We start from the raw sequence: 14,826 nt of genomic DNA on the forward strand, positions 1-14,826 counted from the left end.
GCAGACCGCTACGCCCATGCTGACCATCGCGTCGCCGCTGAAGGCGAACAGCGGTGATCAAAACATTACCCTGTCGAGCGCGCGCGCGCCGTTCAAGAAGGGTACGGTGATCAAGCTGTGCCCGGTAACCAGCGTCACGCCGGCGTCGAGCTATGTAGCCAGGGCGGCTACTTGTCCCGCCCCGATCGTCGTGCCGGAAACCCCGCCGGTACCGCCGGTCACTCCGCCCGTGCCCCCGTTGTCGTACCAGATGCGTCGACGCTCACTGCATTGTCGCCTGCGGGCGAAGTCTTCCTGCAGAATGACAAGCTCGACGTCGGCCTTAACCCGTTCGGGGGGATCGGCACGCTGAACGCAGCGCCGCCCGTTTTTCGCACCGATGTACGTACTGGACTGAAGCGTCTCGGCCTGTTTGACGGCAAGCATGACGACGTGATCCTGCAGGGCCGCGCGATTGACCTGTTCATGCTGTCGATCAACGGTCGCCGCTACGCGAACGGCCAGCTGACCGGCTTCACGCAGATCCCCGGCAAGTTTTCCGATCCGTCGCGCTGGCTCGGCCTGGTCGCGGGCGTCGAGGTTGAGCAGATCGTTCGCCTCGACGGTCCGACAGTGCACTTCGACATGAATCTGACCAACCGCAGCCTCGCTCCTGTTACCCTCGGTTATCTCCGTGCAGTGGATCCCGACCAGTCGGACCTCTACGACACGACCAACACCGCGATCGTGGGCGGCGTCGAGTCTACGTTGCAGGGTAAGGGCGGCACGTTCTATCTACGCGACATCGCTGGCAGGGCAACAATCGCCACGGCCTCATACAACAAGTCGGCCGAGATCGGCGCGGCGCTGGCGATCGGCGCGACGCGGAAGGGCGACTACGTTGTGCAGCTGGTGTTCGCGCCCATCACGCTGGCGCCGGGGCAGTCGGTGACGCACTCGTTCGAAATGGGCGTGCGCTAAGGCCTCGGCTGGCCGTTGCGCCTTCCGCCGCGATCGCTGTCGTGCCATAACTGCGTCGCCTGTCTAGCGTAGCCGCGAGGTCAGGCCCGCGCGCGCGGAAACTCTGGGTCACCGGTTCGCCGGGTGGCCCACCAAATACAAAACCCTTCGGGGAAATACGTGGGGCGTAGCTCCCAGGGTCTGCGCGGCTAACCACCCGGTCCGTCCGGCGGTTAGTCGCGCAGCGATCCTCCTACCAGTTTCGCGACGACCGTCGCATTATCTATCCCGCGGCCGAACGGCCAGGGCTCCGCCGATCGCATCGATCGGCGGCCATCATGGCGCGCGTAGCCCGTGCCTCGTCATGAAGGTCACACCTCCCCATGCATCCTGCACCTGTCTCCCGACCCGTCGCCCCTTACATGGGCGGCAAGCGTAACCTGGCGACGCGCCTCTGTGCGCTGATCGATGCCACCCCGCACAAAGCCTATATCGAACCCTTCGTGGGCATGGGCGGCGTCTTCCTTCGCCGATCGCGCCGCCCGGCGGCCGAAATCCTCAACGACCTATCAGGCGACGTCGCCAACCTCTTCCGCGTTGTGCGCCGGCACTATCAACCGCTCGTAGACGAGCTGGCTTTTCTGCCCGCTAGTCGGGACGAGTTCGATCGTCAGTTGCGGCTCAATCCAGACGCGTTGACCGATATCGAGCGTGCCGTCCGGTTCCTTTACGTCCAGCGTCTGGCTTTTGGCGGCAAGGTTCACGGCCGGACATTCGGTGTTCGAAAGGGCCAGTCGTCGCGGATCCAGCTTGGCCGTCTGCGCGCGGAGCTAAAGGCATTGAGCCGGCGCTTAGAGCCGGTGACAATTGAGCGACTGCCCTACCAGGACGTCATTCGTCGCTACGATCATCCTGGCGCCCTCTTCTATCTGGACCCGCCCTATGACGAGACGACCGGCTACGGCGTCGAGTTCGGCCGCGGGGATTATGTTGCGATGGCCGCGCAGCTGGCGACGATCGCCGGCGAATTCATCATGTCGATCAACGACACCCCCTTTATCCGTGAGACCTTCGCGACGTTCTCGATCGAGGAGGTCGAAACGACCTGGACGGTGTCCCGCACCGCCCCTGATCGCGCCGGCAAGGTCACGGAGTTGATTATCAGGAACCGGCCCGTTCAATCCGGAAAAGTTCGTGCTTTCGAGTAGCTATTCCGGCGCGCATGCCGGGGTATCGGGTACCCGAAAGCGGGGTATATGGGTTAGTGAAACCCGCGGAAAAGCGTTATTGCGGCGGAGGACTTCTCCGCTGCTTTTAGTTCGGAGATTGGCGTGTCAACCTTTCTGCGAGGTCCAGCGCTTCTGCAAGACATACAGTAATCGGTACCTGTTCGGTGGATGCCGCCAAATCAAGTGACCACGCTATTGCAGCTCGCAACGACTCCACATTCTGTGCGTCCATCGGGGAAGTATCGTTTGTCTGACCGGTTCGAATCCTACCCAAATCCCCACGATTTGGGTCCACCAACATGTCAAACCTTTTGCACATGTCTAAAGGACTGACGAACTTAATGCCGGATGCTTCCCCGTCAGACCAGACGACCCGCGAAGGTATAGGCGCTTGCGCAGGCAGGCTGAGTGTCACCATCGCGCCTGCGGGCAATTCGCCTCTAAGCGTGACTCCGCAACCAAGGCGAGACAGGTCCCGAACGTTTACCGTACGCTCACCCAGCACGCCGTCACTGAGTGTCGCGACGAATTGAACGGGATGACGCGGCGCATTGCGAGGTAAACGATGCGACAGGTCCGCGCGCATTGAATACTTATCGACCATATCTTTTCCATCGCTGGTGATGACAAAGGACTCATCGCGTGATTGCTGGTTCCACAATCGAGGCGAAGCATTTGTTTTTGTAAAAAACTAATGGCTATTCGGCGGCTTGAATGTTGTTGTTGTGCGGCACGGGGACACCGAATGCGGGGTACGCTATCAAGTGTAACTTGCAGAAAACCTTGAAGGCAGCGGAGGTCTTCTCAGCCGCTCAAATCGTCTCCATCCGTTCCGAGCGATCAGTCTATGATACCGACTAAAACTAGCTTGCCATCGCGAATCTCGAGGCGGGTCGGTCTACGGTTCGCGGGGTTGGAGCCACTCTTTCCCGACGTAGTCGCGATCGAAAAGGCGACGACCTCTTCCAAAAATTCATTTTGCGCTGTCGGATCGATTTCGAGCTCGATCTGATATTTTTCCAGTAATCGGTAGAGCGTAGATCGACCGACTTCCAATCGTACGGCAGCGGCAGAGAGATTGTAGTTAGTTGCCTTCAGCGCTGATACGATGGCTTCACGCTTAGCGTGGGCCATGGTGCCAGACCGTTTCCACGATTTGTTTGGCATCCCAACCTTCGTTTCGAAGTTTAAGTGCAAAGGTACGTGGGAAAGCCGGTATTGGATCCAGGCGACGGGATCGCGTTAACCCTTTTGTACAATTATAACGACGGCAGAATGACGGCGGTCGGTCCTCGGGTAGGGTATTGTCTACCGAGAAGGGGGTACATCGTCCACTGTAAGCGGCAGAAAACCGTCATTGCGGCGGAGGGATTCTCCGCCGTTGTTTGAGGCGGAACACGTTCAAAACGGCTTTCTCCAACGTCAAATTCACTTTACCGCCTCATAATCGCGTCCTTTGATATGACGGGGAAGCCCAGCTTCCCTAACACTTCAACAACAGCATTGCCCATTCTGAGCAATGTTGGAATCAAAGGTTCATTCGCTAGTTCCCCGTAACCCAGAGAAAGAATTGTTCCGGCATCTGCCCAACAATCGCTTGAGGCGGTGTTCAAGGGATAAGTAGCCAGTATCTCACCGTCTACCATATCGCGTATTTCACGCGTCGGTGCGTATATATATACCCCGGCGTCATCGGTGTCTTGAATTCCCAAAGGACCTGTGAATGTAATCAGCCGACGTGCCACGGGCACAAGCAACTGGTGCTTGTCGAGAATGTCCATTTGATGAAGATGCCAAAGATCATCGTTGCCACCCTGATATGGTTTCATAGAACTAATGATTTGCTGATGGTGGGCGCTCAATCGCCGAATTTTCTTCTTAGCGGCCTGATGCCATTCCCCACTTACCGGATTGCGTATTCCCTTCTCAAAGAGTTCACTATTCGCAGAAATCGGGAAATAAGTCTCACGAATAGCTGATAAGCTACCATTGCCGTTTGCACGTGCTAAATCACAGGCAAGTATATCGAGTGCAGATCGCAGGTTATGTATTGTATCACCCACCATTGCCCCAAGCCTAGACGGTACTTCCTGATTGATGCGCAACCGAACATGCTTGGCCGAGTTCGCTACGTCGGGCTCAATTGTGAGGCGAAATGGTTTCGTGGCCATGTATGCGGAAATCGAACGCTGCAGCTCCGCAAAATGTAAGTTGGTACGTTCAATCTTGAGTGTCGCACCGGTTTCTACACCAAACATTTGTAAGGCCGTCAAAGGCTCGAAAATGCCGTTATCCGGCGCTGGCGTCGTTTCGGTCATTTTTTTCACCCGTTAAAAAGGATAGTTGTATGCTGACCAACGCCGCGGTGAAAGCCGCGCGGCCGCGCGCGACCGCCTACAAGCTTTTCGACCAAGGCGGCCTGCACCTCTACGTGGCGCCGAATGGGCGGAAGTCCTTCCGGATCAAGTTCCGCTTTGGCGGCAAGGAGCTGCTGCTGACGATCGGCGCTGTTCCCGAAGTGTCGCTTGATGCCGCCCGGGCCCGGTGCGACCAAGTGCGCGAGCAGCTCTGCCGCGGCGAGGATCCTCGGACTTGCGAGATTGCGCAACCCGGCAGGGCTCGTGCTTTCGCGGACGTCGCCCGGCAGTGGCATACGCACGTGCGCCGGCGCTGGACGGAGGTGCATGCCAGCGATGTTCTCGCCAGCCTGGAGCGCGACGTGTTCCCGGCGATCGGCGCGATGCCGATCGGCGCCGTCACGGTGCCCGTAATTCTGAACGCGCTACGCGCCATAGAGAAGCGCGGCAGCCTGGTTACGGCCAGCCGCGTGCGCCAGCGGATGTCGGCCGTATTTGCCTACGCGATGGCGGAGGACTTGGTCGACCAGGATCCCGCGGCGATCGTCAGCCGGGCGCTTACGCCGCCAGCACCGGCGCAGCATCATCCCGCATTGCTAGAAATCGAGGACGCGCGCGCACTGCTCGCCGCTGCCGATCTCGTCGACGTCGCGCCGGTGGTAAAACGCGCGTCGCGGTTCCTTGCGCTGACCGCAGTACGATTCGCCGCAGTACGCGGCGCGCGCTGGGAGGAGGTCGAGGATCTCGACGGGGCCGCGCCGCTCTGGCGGGTGCCGGCCGCGCGGATGAAGCTGGCGGCAGCGAAGAAGCTCGATGCGAAGAACGATCACCTGGTGCCGCTGTCGCGCCAGGCGGTCGCGCTGCTTCGCGAGATCCGCGCGAATATGCATCAGGACAATGCAAATATGCATGGCTTCATCTTTGATTGCGGCGCCGGCCGGACGATCGGCGAGAAGTCGATCGGCGCGTTGTACGATCGCGCCGGTTTCGCCGGGCGCCATGTGCCGCACGGTTGGCGCGCATCGTTCTCGACGGTGATGAACGAGCGGGGCGCGGACGGCGCTGACATCGAGCGGGCTCTGGCACATTCGCCGAAGGACAAGGTCAAGGCTGCGTACGATCGGAGCGAGCGGCTCCAGCGTCAGCGCGATCTGTTCCAGGAGTGGGCGGATTTGTTAGTCGATCTCTGATCCAGCGCCGCGTGCGCGACGCAAGAAAAGAACAATGACTTTCGCACATTTCCCCCATCGACAGCCCGGGGCGGCGCAAGCCGCCTCGCTCCGACAGCCGGGACTTGGCGGTCGGGTGCTTGAGGTGTGCCGTTTCGGCTCTGGGGTAATATCAAACTAGCGCCGGCTCCGCGCTCAGCGGAGACGTTCCTTATTCCTCATACCTGAATGCAGGATAGAGCACATTTCATGTACTCGCGTTATTGAACGAAGAAGCCGCACTAGCGAGAGCGGCACGCAGGGGCGCGTATTGGATCTCGCGTGGCGTGACGGGCGCTCCGGGCGCTACCGCGGCTGGGACGGCCCCCAGGCGGCGCAGCTTGGCCACCAGGATCTGCATGTACCGCTGCCACGTTCGAGGGGCCATGCTGCGCCGGTGGTCGAAGTAATACGCGTTCGACGTTTGCTCGCGCTGGGGGGCGAACTCGCCTTCGTTGTTCGTCCGGATGCTACGGCGCACCCAGTCGACGAAGCCGCGGGCCTTCAGCCGCTTCACCGCGTCGATCGCTGCGTTCCGGCTGCAGACCGCCCAGGCGGCGATCGTGTCGTATGACGGGAAGAGGGCGCCTGTCGCGAAGTCGATCTTCGAGAGCAACGCCTCGAGGATGGTGACGTCGATACGCGTGAGCCGTTCGTCGGCTCGCGCGATCGTCGCGTCTAGGCGCTCGATCTCGCGTCGCAGCGTCGCCGGTCGACCGATGGGTGCCTGCCCCTCGGCGATCAACATCGCCAGCTCGGCGGCCATCGCGTCGCGCAGCTCGCGGACCTCGCGCAGCTTCCGATTAGGTAGTTCCTTCCAATCTTGCCGGCGTTGCTCTTTGGCGCTCTGCACCAGCGCTTCGCCATAAATCACGGCCTGCGCATGTGATCCGTCGCCAACCTTCTTCCACGGCTGGGCGCGCAGATCGTCGACGTCATAGCTAAGCCGCCGCGGCACACGCCGGCCTTCGCCATGATCAGGGCCGCGCGCCTTTTCCGAAAGGCTGGCACCGGTGCCGCGGATCAGATTGCGGACCGCCTGCGCGGTCGGCGCTTTACCAATGGCCGCGCTCACAGCGCGGCACTCGTCAGGAGTGCCGCGGCCCCTCGATTAGCTGATCGGGCTCCAACAGATCGACGGTCAGCAAGTCCGCCCATTCTTGCGCGATCTCGCGCCGTCGGGGCATGTACGCGTACCGATTGTAGATCGCTTCCACGCTGCCATCGATGTGCGCCAGCATCAGATTTATCACCTCCCGATCGCCCTTCCGTCCTTCCTCGGCCGCGAGCCTGTTCATGACGGTAGAGAACGTTGCGCGCCAACCATGCGGGACGTGAATGGCGGCGTAGCCTGCCTCCCGATACAGCTTGCTGATCGTGCTGTCGCTCAGCGGTCGCTTGGCAAACCTGATCGAGCGGAAGATCAGTCCCGTAGTGCCGCTGAAGCTGATCGCGATCTTCACGATATCGACCGCCTGACGCGACAAGGGCACGATGAACTCGAATGCCGGATCGTTCCGCCGTTCCTGCGCCAGTTTCATTTTCGTCGCGGAGATCCGCCAGATCGGGGCATCGCCGTCCAGATCCTCGAACTCGTGCACCTCCGCCAAGCGCAGCACGCCCGAACGCACCGTCGTCAGCGCCAACAGCCGCGACGCCAGCCTCGTCAGCGGAAAGACCGGTCGAGCTTCCACGACCCGGAGCAATTCCCGCGCGCGCTCGATCGTTTGAACCGCCGGATAATGACGGTGCCGAACCCGGCCGAGCGCCTTGCCCATTTCCGCTGCCGGGTTGCTGGTCGCGATCGCGCTGGCGATCGCATGTACGAAGATGTCGGAGATCCGCTGCCGGCAGCGATGCGCGACGTCGGCCGAACCCCGCGATTCGATCTTCCGCAACAGCGTGACGATCTGTGACGAGGTGACCTGCGATATCGGCATTTTGCCAATCGCCGGGAACACGTCGTTCTCCAGGGTACGCAGAACGTGCGCCGCATGACGCGGTTTGAATAGCGGTACCTGACTGGCGTGCCACGTCAGCGCTACCGACTTGAACGTATGTTCTCCCGCAGCTGCTGCCTGCGCCGCCTGCAGCACCCGATCGATCGACGGATCGACACCCGTCCGGAGTAGCGCCGCGGCCTGCTCGCGCGCGATTCGCGCCTTCTTCAGCGAGACGTCCGGATACAGGCCGAACGTGAGTCGCTTTTCCTTGCCGTGGATGCGATATTTCCACCGCCAGGAGCGAGCGCCCGACTTTAAAATCTCTAGGTAGAGCCCGTGGCCGTCGAATAGCTTCGACTTCCCAACCGCTGGCGGCGACTTGCACTTCAGATCCGTCAGCACGCGATGCCCCCACCGCTAGAAAACCGTGCCCCCATAATGCCCCCGAATGCCCCCGCCAGTCTTGGCGGACAATGGCGGCTTTTGACTGCAACAGAACCCCCCCAAAATGGCTGTTTTCTAGGCTTTTTGGAGGGCTTTGACCGTCGGTGGCGGTAAAAAATGGTGCCGGTTGCAGGAATCGAACCCGCGACATCCAGTTTACAAAACTGGCGCTCTACCAACTGAGCTAAACCGGCCCTTGCGTCGGGCGTTGCCCGGTGCGTCGCGACCCAATGCTTCAAGACACGCCGAAGGTCCAGCCCTCGGTTCGCGCAATATGTGACGTCATCGTCGTCGGTGTCCAGAGGTGGGGGCGGTGCGCGTTGACACGAAGCCAGGCGGCGGTGAGGATCGCGTCGGTGGCGTGATCGTCGTAGCGTGCAAGCGGTGCGTGCGGACGGGTCCCCAGATTGGCCAGCGCCGCGTCGAGCGCGGCCGCGTCGCGCATCTTGCTGAGCCCCTTGCGGATACCGGCGGCGCGGGCGGCGATCGTGGTGTAAATCTCGACGATCACCGGCCCATCCGTCGGTAGCGGATCGAACGGCCAGACCGGCACGCGGCCGGCAAGGCGGTGGAGCACACGCATGCCGGTCAGGCTCGACTTGCCGACCTGCGCCGCGCCGACGAGGTTGAAGCAGCTCGTCGGCGACAGGCCCATCGCGCGCTGGCCGTGCTCGCAGACGCGCATCCGGCCCGCGCCGCCGGGGAACAGGTCGCCGCAGTCGCGGTGCTGGCGGAAGTGGCGGCGGATTTCCGGATCTGTGAGCAGGGTCGACACTGCGAGATGCGGGTCGGTGGTGGAGGCTTGGTCGACCATCGCCCAGAGCGCGCGGGCGTCGGGCGGACTGCCGGGCGTGCCGGGGAAATACCCGTTCCGATCGACGAACGGGAATGCGGGGGAGAGGTCCAGGCCGACCAGCGTCGGCTCGGTCTGGTCGAGCAACCACGCCAGCACATCGTCGCGCGACCATGCTGCAGCTTCCGGTGGCTCGACCAGCGCCGGCGCGGCATCGCCTGTATCGCAGATCGCGACGGCGATGCCCTTGTGCCGGTGCCCTTGCGCGCCGGACCAGTCGATCGCTGCAAACCGCGTGAAGCGCGTCTCAGCCATTCTTCTCGGCGCGCAGGCCGTCCCAATAGGCGAGCCGTTCCGACAGGCGCTTTTCAAAGCCGCGTTCGGTCGGCGTGTAGAAAGTCTGCGGGCTCATTTCGTCGGGCCAATAGTCCGAGCCGGAGAACGCATCCTCCGTGTCGTGATCATAGGCATAGCCCTTGCCATAGCCGATATCGCGCATGAGCTTGGTCGGCGCGTTGCGGATCGCCGCGGGCGGCATCAGCGAGCCCGTCTCGCGCGCCGATTTCCATGCAGCCTTCTGCGCCTTGTAGACCGCGTTCGATTTGGGCGCGGTGGCGAGATAGACGCACGCCTGCGCGATCGCGAGTTCGCCTTCGGGGCTGCCGAGAAAGTCGTAGGTGTCCTTGGCGGCGATGCACTGGACCAGCGCCTGCGGGTCGGCGAGGCCGATATCCTCGACCGCGGCGCGGGTCAGGCGGCGGAGCAGGAACAGCGGTTCCTCGCCCGCCGTCAGCATCCGCGCGAGATAATAGAGCGCGGCCTGCGGGTCGCTCCCCCGGATCGATTTGTGGAGCGCGGAGATGAGGTTGTAATGCCCCTCGCGATCCTTGTCGTACACCGCGACGCGGCGTTGCAGGAAGTTCGACAGGCCTGAGGGATCGAGCGGCTCGGGCAGGTTCACCGAGAACAGCGTCTCCGCCTGGTTGAGCAGGAAGCGGCCGTCGCCATCGGCGCTGGCGATCAGCGCGTCCTTGGCGGGTGGAGTGAGGGGGAGGGGGCGCTCCATCTCCGTCTCGGCACGGTCGAGCAGCTGTTCGAGAGCACCGCGGCCGAGGCGTTCTAGGATCAGCACCTGCGCGCGGCTGAGCAGCGCGGCGTTGAGTTCGAACGAGGGGTTCTCGGTGGTCGCGCCGACGAGCGTGACGGTGCCGTCCTCGACATAGGGGAGGAAGCCGTCCTGTTGCGCGCGGTTGAAGCGGTGAATCTCGTCCACGAACAACAAGGTGCGCTTGCCGATCTTGGCGTGCTCGCGTGCTTCGGCGAAGGATTTCTTGAGGTCGGCGACGCCGGAGAACACCGCCGAGATCGCGACGAACCGCAGGTCGACGGCGTCGGCTAGCAACCGTGCGATGGTGGTCTTGCCGGTGCCTGGGGGCCCCCAGAGGATGATCGATGACAGCCGTCCGGCCGACACCATCCTACCGATCGCGCCTTCGGGGCCGGTGATGTGATCCTGCCCGACCACCTCGCTGAGCGTACGCGGACGCAGGCGGTCGGCGAGCGGTGCGTTTTCGGGATGCGTTTCGGTAGGAGCGGCGGGTTCGAAGCCCGCGAAGAGATCAGCCATGCGCGGAAGATAGGGGCGGGGGCCGGGTTTGCCCATCCGTTGCCACCCACACTCCGTCATGCCGGGCTCGTTCCGGCATCCATCTCCCGCACGATCATCGATGGCGAGTTTGCGGGACGGTGGACCTCGGAACTGGTCCGGGGTGACGAATCTTTGACGGGCATCTTGAACCAGAAACAGTCTGCGATATATCGTCGATCATTGATGAAGATATATCGGAGAACACTCAAATGCGTTTTGGTATGGGATATGGAGCTTGGACTGGCAGCCCTCGTGGTGACGGTGAAGGCCGTGGTCGGCCTGGGCACGAAGGTCACGGGCGCCACGGTCATCGCGGCGGCCCGGGTGGTCGGCGGCGGCTGTTCGACGGTGGCGAACTCAAGCTCGTCATGCTGAAGCTGATCGCGGACGCGCCACGCCACGGCTACGACCTGATCCGCGAGATCGAGGGGCTGACCGGGGGTGGCTATGCGCCGAGCCCGGGCGTCGTCTATCCGACGCTCAGCATGCTCGACGAAATGGGCCTGATCGAGGAGCAGCAGTCGGTGGGCGCGAAGAAGCGCTTTGCGGCGAGCGACGAGGGGCGCGCGCATCTGGCCGAGAATGCGGCCGTGGTGGATGGCTTGTTCGCCCGGCTCGCGGCGGTCGGGGCAGAGTCCGAGCGGATCGATGGCGCGCCGATCCGGCGGGCGATGGGCAATCTTCGGCAGGTCCTCCAGCACCGGCTGATGCGCGACGACGTCAACGAGGACACGCTGCACGACGTTGCGGCGCTGCTCGACGAGGCCGCGCAGAAGATCGAGCGCCTCAAGTGAGCGTCTCGGTCGCACGCGTGCCGACGCATTCGGCCAGCAAGTATCTCCAGCAACTGGCCAAGCATTGGAGCCACAAGATGGAGGTCACCTTCTCGGAAAAAGAGGGCCGCATCGCCTTCCCGAACGGCGCGGTGCTGGAGATGCGCGCGGACATCGAGACGCTCGACGTCGCGCTGTCCGTGCCGGAGAGCGAGGACGTCGACCGGATGCGCGGCGTGGTATCGAGCCACCTCGACCGCTTCGCGTTCCGCGAGGCGCCGCTGACGTTTGATTGGGTGACTGTTTAGGGCCTCTTTTCTAACCCGCGCTCCCGCCCCCCCCCGACGTCATCCCAGCGAAAGCTGGGATTTCCCCATTCGGGTCGCGGCGCCCGCCAACAGGGATACCCCAGCTTTCGCTGGGGTGACGGGGAGGGGAGCGGGGGGAAGGTGAATTCGAAAGGTACACGTGGCAGACAACTTAGCCGCCCCGCCGCGCCATCACTTCCAGATACGTATCGAGCACCGTCTGGTTGATCGTATCCCACAGATACCCGGCCGCCTTGTCATGCCCGGCCCAGCCCATCCTCTCCCGCAGCCCCGGCTCGGAAACGATCCGCCCGATCGCGTCGGCGTACCCGCCGATGTCGGTCGGCAGCACGAGGAACCCGGTCACGCCGTCGTCGACTAGCCCGACCGCCCCCGACGCGCGTGCGGCGATCACCGGCACACCCGCCGCCATCGCCTCCAGCGTCACGTTGCCGAACGTCTCGGTCACGCTCGGGTTGAAGAACACGTCCATCGACGCGACCGCGCGGCCGAGATCGTCGCCCGACTGGAACCCCGCGAACACCGCGCCCGGCACGCGGGCGGCAAACCAGTCGCGCGCGGGTCCCTCGCCGATCACCAGCACCTTGTGCGGCACGCCGCGCTGCTCCAGCGTCCGGATCACGTCGGCGAAGACGTCGAGCCCCTTCTCCTTCACTAGCCGCCCGAGAAACCCGACCGCGACCTCGCCGTCCGCAATCCCGCGCGCGCGCCGCCAGTCGAGATCGCGGCGCGTCGGCGTGAAGCGGTCGTGGTTCACGCCGCGCGACCAGATTGCGGTCGGCGTCGTCACGCCCCAGCTGCGGACGATTTCGGCCATGCCGCGCCCCGGCACCAGCACTTCGTCGACGCGGTTGTAGAATCGCGTCAGGATCTTCACCATGATCGGCTCGAAGAACGCCATCCGGTAATAGCGGAAATACGTCTCGAACCGCGTGTGCAGCGACGCCACCGTGGCGATGCCGTTGCGGCGCCCATAGCTGATCGCGCGATGCCCCAGGAAATCGGGCGCTGACACGTGGACGATGTTCGGCGCAAACGCATCGAGGTCGCGACGGATCGCGGCGGGCAACCCGCGCGCCATCTTGTATTCGCCGCGCCCCGCCGGCAACGGCAGCGATGGCACCGCGACCAGATCGCCGGTCGGCGGGAAGGCAGGCTTGGCGTTGGTCGGCGAATAGACACGTACCGTCGCGCCCTTCGACAACAGATGACCGACGAGCAGATTCAACGCCTGGTTCGCGCCGTCGCGGACGTAATTATAGTTGCCGCTGAACAGGGCGATGCGCAGGTCGGTGGCGTGCATCATCGCGCGGATAACGCCGTGCGCCGTCAAGCGCCACTAAATCCGCAACATAGGTCGTATGCCGGCCATTGATGTTCCCGTATCGTTCTCGTACATCGGGGCATGGCGAAACCCCAGAAGCGTTATGTGTGTCAGGCTTGCGGATCGGTGTCGCACCGCTGGGCGGGGCAATGCGCCGACTGCAACGAGTGGAACACGCTGGTCGAGGAGGCGAACACCGCCGCTACGCCGTTCCATTCGAAGCATAATCTCCAGACCGGGGGGCGTGCGATCCAGCTGGTCGGGCTTGATGCGGAGATCAAGCTGCCCGACCGGATGGCGACCGGCATTGCCGAACTCGACCGCGCGCTGGGCGGCGGCTTCGTCGAGGGCTCGGCGACGCTGATCGGCGGCGATCCGGGGATCGGCAAGTCGACGCTGCTGTTGCAGGCAGCGGCGAAGATGGCGCTGGCGGGGCAGTCGGTCGCGTACGTCTCGGGCGAGGAAGCGGCGGACCAGGTCCGCCTGCGCGCGCGACGGCTGGGCTTGGGCAACGCGCCGGTGCAGTTGGCGGCGGCAACGTCGACGCGCGATATCCTGACGACCTTGCAGACCAAGCCGCCGGCGATGCTGGTCATCGATTCGATCCAGACGATGCACTCCGACCTGATCGAGGGTGCGCCGGGGACGGTCAGCCAGGTTCGTGCCTCGGCGCAGGAGCTGATCCGGTTCGCCAAGGAGCGCGGGACGGCGGTGGTGCTGGTCGGGCATGTCACCAAGGACGGCTCGATCGCCGGACCGCGCGTGCTGGAGCACATGGTCGACACGGTGTTGTCGTTCGAGGGCGAACGCAGCCACCAGTATAGGATCCTCCGCGCGATCAAGAACCGCTTCGGCGGGACCGACGAGATCGGCGTGTTCTCGATGCAGACTGAGGGGCTGGCGGAGGTCGGCAATCCGTCATCGCTGTTTCTGACGCACCGCGACGATGCGATGACCGGTGCGACGGTGTTCCCGGCGCTGGAGGGCACGCGGCCGGTGCTGGTCGAAATCCAGGCGCTGACGGTGCGATTGGCGTCCGGCGCGACGCCACGGCGCGCAGTGGTCGGCTGGGACTCCGGGCGTCTCGCGATGATCCTGGCCGTGCTGGAGGCGCGGTGCGGGCTGAGTTTCTCCAACGCCGAAGTCTATCTCAACATCGCCGGCGGCTACCGTGTCCAGGATCCGGCGGCGGATCTGGCGGTCGCGGCTGCGCTGATCTCGGCGATGTCGGAGCGCCCGGTGCCGGTCGACGCGGTGGCGTTCGGCGAAGTCGCGCTGTCGGGGGAGATCCGCCCCGTCGCGCATGGTCCGCTGCGGTTGAAGGAGGCGAGCAAGCTCGGCTTCGAGCGCGCGCTGGTGCCGGCGTCGATGACGGGGGAGAAGAGCGGAATGAAGCTCTCGGGATTCAAGACGCTGGCGTCGTTCGTCGATCACATGATGGGGCGTGGGTAGGCGATCCAAACCGTGTTTCCCCGCGAAGGCGGGGACCCAGACTGGGCTCCCGCCTTCGCGGGAGAACAGGGCAACGGTGGTGATCGTATTGGGACCGTGCGGTCGGTCCGATCGGGGTGGCTGCGTTCCAATCCAGCGTACCGCGTCATCGTGGACTCGTCTGGCACTGATACCCAATAGCTCCAGCCCCATCCCGGCGGAGGCCGGGGCCCAGGTGGAAAGGTCGTGGTAATCAAGCGCAACGGTCGCCAGCAGCGTCCCCCAACTGGGCCCCGGCCTCCGCCGGGGTGGTGCGGTGCCGGGGCGGTGCGGTGCCGGGGCGGTGCGGTGCCGGGGCGGTGCGGTACCGGGGTGGTGCGGTACCGGGGTGGTGCGGTACCGGGGTGG

14 protein-coding genes and 1 tRNA gene are annotated in these 14,826 nt (G+C 63.7%); 6 read left to right on the forward strand and 9 right to left on the reverse strand.

Annotated elements, in window-relative coordinates; all coding sequences use genetic code 11:
• Window positions 1-171: 171 nt before the first annotated feature.
• Window positions 172-960, forward strand: coding sequence for a hypothetical protein (locus U1737_RS13695; protein ID WP_332797153.1), 789 nt, complete (start codon window positions 172-174; stop codon window positions 958-960).
• 401 nt (window positions 961-1,361) lie between these two features.
• Window positions 1,362-2,147, forward strand: a complete 786-nt coding sequence (locus U1737_RS13700) for a DNA adenine methylase (protein WP_332797154.1) — start codon at window positions 1,362-1,364, stop codon at window positions 2,145-2,147.
• A 106-nt stretch (window positions 2,148-2,253) separates the two neighbouring features.
• Here the strand turns inward: U1737_RS13700 and U1737_RS20760 are convergent, their stop codons facing one another.
• The 3 genes from U1737_RS20760 to U1737_RS13710 form a co-directional block, all read right to left on the reverse strand.
• A complete protein-coding gene (locus U1737_RS20760) occupies window positions 2,254-2,772 on the reverse strand; it encodes a PilZ domain-containing protein (protein WP_443027129.1) in 519 nt (172 codons plus the stop codon).
• 236 nt (window positions 2,773-3,008) lie between these two features.
• Window positions 3,009-3,302, reverse strand: a complete 294-nt coding sequence (locus U1737_RS13705) for a helix-turn-helix domain-containing protein (protein WP_332797155.1) — start codon at window positions 3,300-3,302, stop codon at window positions 3,009-3,011.
• A 299-nt stretch (window positions 3,303-3,601) separates the two neighbouring features.
• On the reverse strand, window positions 3,602-4,486 hold the full coding sequence (locus tag U1737_RS13710) for a hypothetical protein (protein ID WP_332797156.1): 885 nt from the start codon (window positions 4,484-4,486) through the stop codon (window positions 3,602-3,604).
• Window positions 4,487-4,515: 29 nt separating this feature from the next.
• Between U1737_RS13710 and U1737_RS13715 the strand changes: the two genes are divergently transcribed.
• The gene (locus U1737_RS13715) at window positions 4,516-5,715 is read left to right on the forward strand and encodes a tyrosine-type recombinase/integrase (protein WP_332797157.1); all 1,200 of its coding nucleotides are present in this window, start codon (window positions 4,516-4,518) and stop codon (window positions 5,713-5,715) included.
• A gap of 226 nt (window positions 5,716-5,941) precedes the next feature.
• Here the strand turns inward: U1737_RS13715 and U1737_RS13720 are convergent, their stop codons facing one another.
• The 5 genes from U1737_RS13720 to U1737_RS13740 all read right to left on the reverse strand — a co-directional run bounded on the left by U1737_RS13720 (window position 5,942) and on the right by U1737_RS13740 (window position 10,540).
• A complete protein-coding gene (locus tag U1737_RS13720; RefSeq protein WP_332797158.1) occupies window positions 5,942-6,808 on the reverse strand; it encodes a hypothetical protein in 867 nt (288 codons plus the stop codon).
• 13 nt (window positions 6,809-6,821) lie between these two features.
• On the reverse strand, window positions 6,822-8,078 hold the full coding sequence (locus U1737_RS13725; protein WP_332797159.1) for a tyrosine-type recombinase/integrase: 1,257 nt from the start codon (window positions 8,076-8,078) through the stop codon (window positions 6,822-6,824).
• A 160-nt stretch (window positions 8,079-8,238) separates the two neighbouring features.
• Window positions 8,239-8,314 (reverse strand) — tRNA-Thr (locus U1737_RS13730).
• Between the two features lie 41 nt (window positions 8,315-8,355).
• Window positions 8,356-9,228: a hypothetical protein gene (locus U1737_RS13735; protein WP_332797160.1), complete on the reverse strand. Its 873-nt coding sequence runs from the start codon at window positions 9,226-9,228 to the stop codon at window positions 8,356-8,358.
• Window positions 9,221-10,540: a replication-associated recombination protein A gene (locus tag U1737_RS13740; protein WP_332797161.1), complete on the reverse strand. Its 1,320-nt coding sequence runs from the start codon at window positions 10,538-10,540 to the stop codon at window positions 9,221-9,223. Before U1737_RS13740 ends, U1737_RS13735 begins: the two co-directional genes overlap by 8 nt.
• Before the next feature lie 230 nt (window positions 10,541-10,770).
• On the opposite strand from U1737_RS13740, the gene U1737_RS13745 reads away from it, so the two are divergent.
• A complete protein-coding gene (locus U1737_RS13745; protein WP_332797162.1) occupies window positions 10,771-11,355 on the forward strand; it encodes a PadR family transcriptional regulator in 585 nt (194 codons plus the stop codon).
• On the forward strand, window positions 11,352-11,642 hold the full coding sequence (locus U1737_RS13750; protein WP_332797163.1) for a DUF2218 domain-containing protein: 291 nt from the start codon (window positions 11,352-11,354) through the stop codon (window positions 11,640-11,642). Before U1737_RS13745 ends, U1737_RS13750 begins: the two co-directional genes overlap by 4 nt.
• A gap of 172 nt (window positions 11,643-11,814) precedes the next feature.
• Here U1737_RS13750 and U1737_RS13755 read toward each other — a convergent pair whose 3' ends face one another.
• Entirely contained in the window at window positions 11,815-12,966 is a 1,152-nt protein-coding gene (locus U1737_RS13755; RefSeq protein ID WP_332797295.1) for a glycosyltransferase family 4 protein, read from the reverse strand.
• Window positions 12,967-13,068: 102 nt separating this feature from the next.
• Between U1737_RS13755 and radA the strand changes: the two genes are divergently transcribed.
• Complete coding sequence (gene radA, locus U1737_RS13760; protein ID WP_056052850.1) at window positions 13,069-14,439, forward strand: DNA repair protein RadA; 1,371 nt, start codon at window positions 13,069-13,071, stop codon at window positions 14,437-14,439.
• Window positions 14,440-14,826: the final 387 nt, after the last annotated feature.

The organism is Sphingomonas fucosidasi, from assembly GCF_036663855.1.
Classification (GTDB): Bacteria; Pseudomonadota; Alphaproteobacteria; order Sphingomonadales; family Sphingomonadaceae; genus Sphingomonas; species Sphingomonas faeni_B.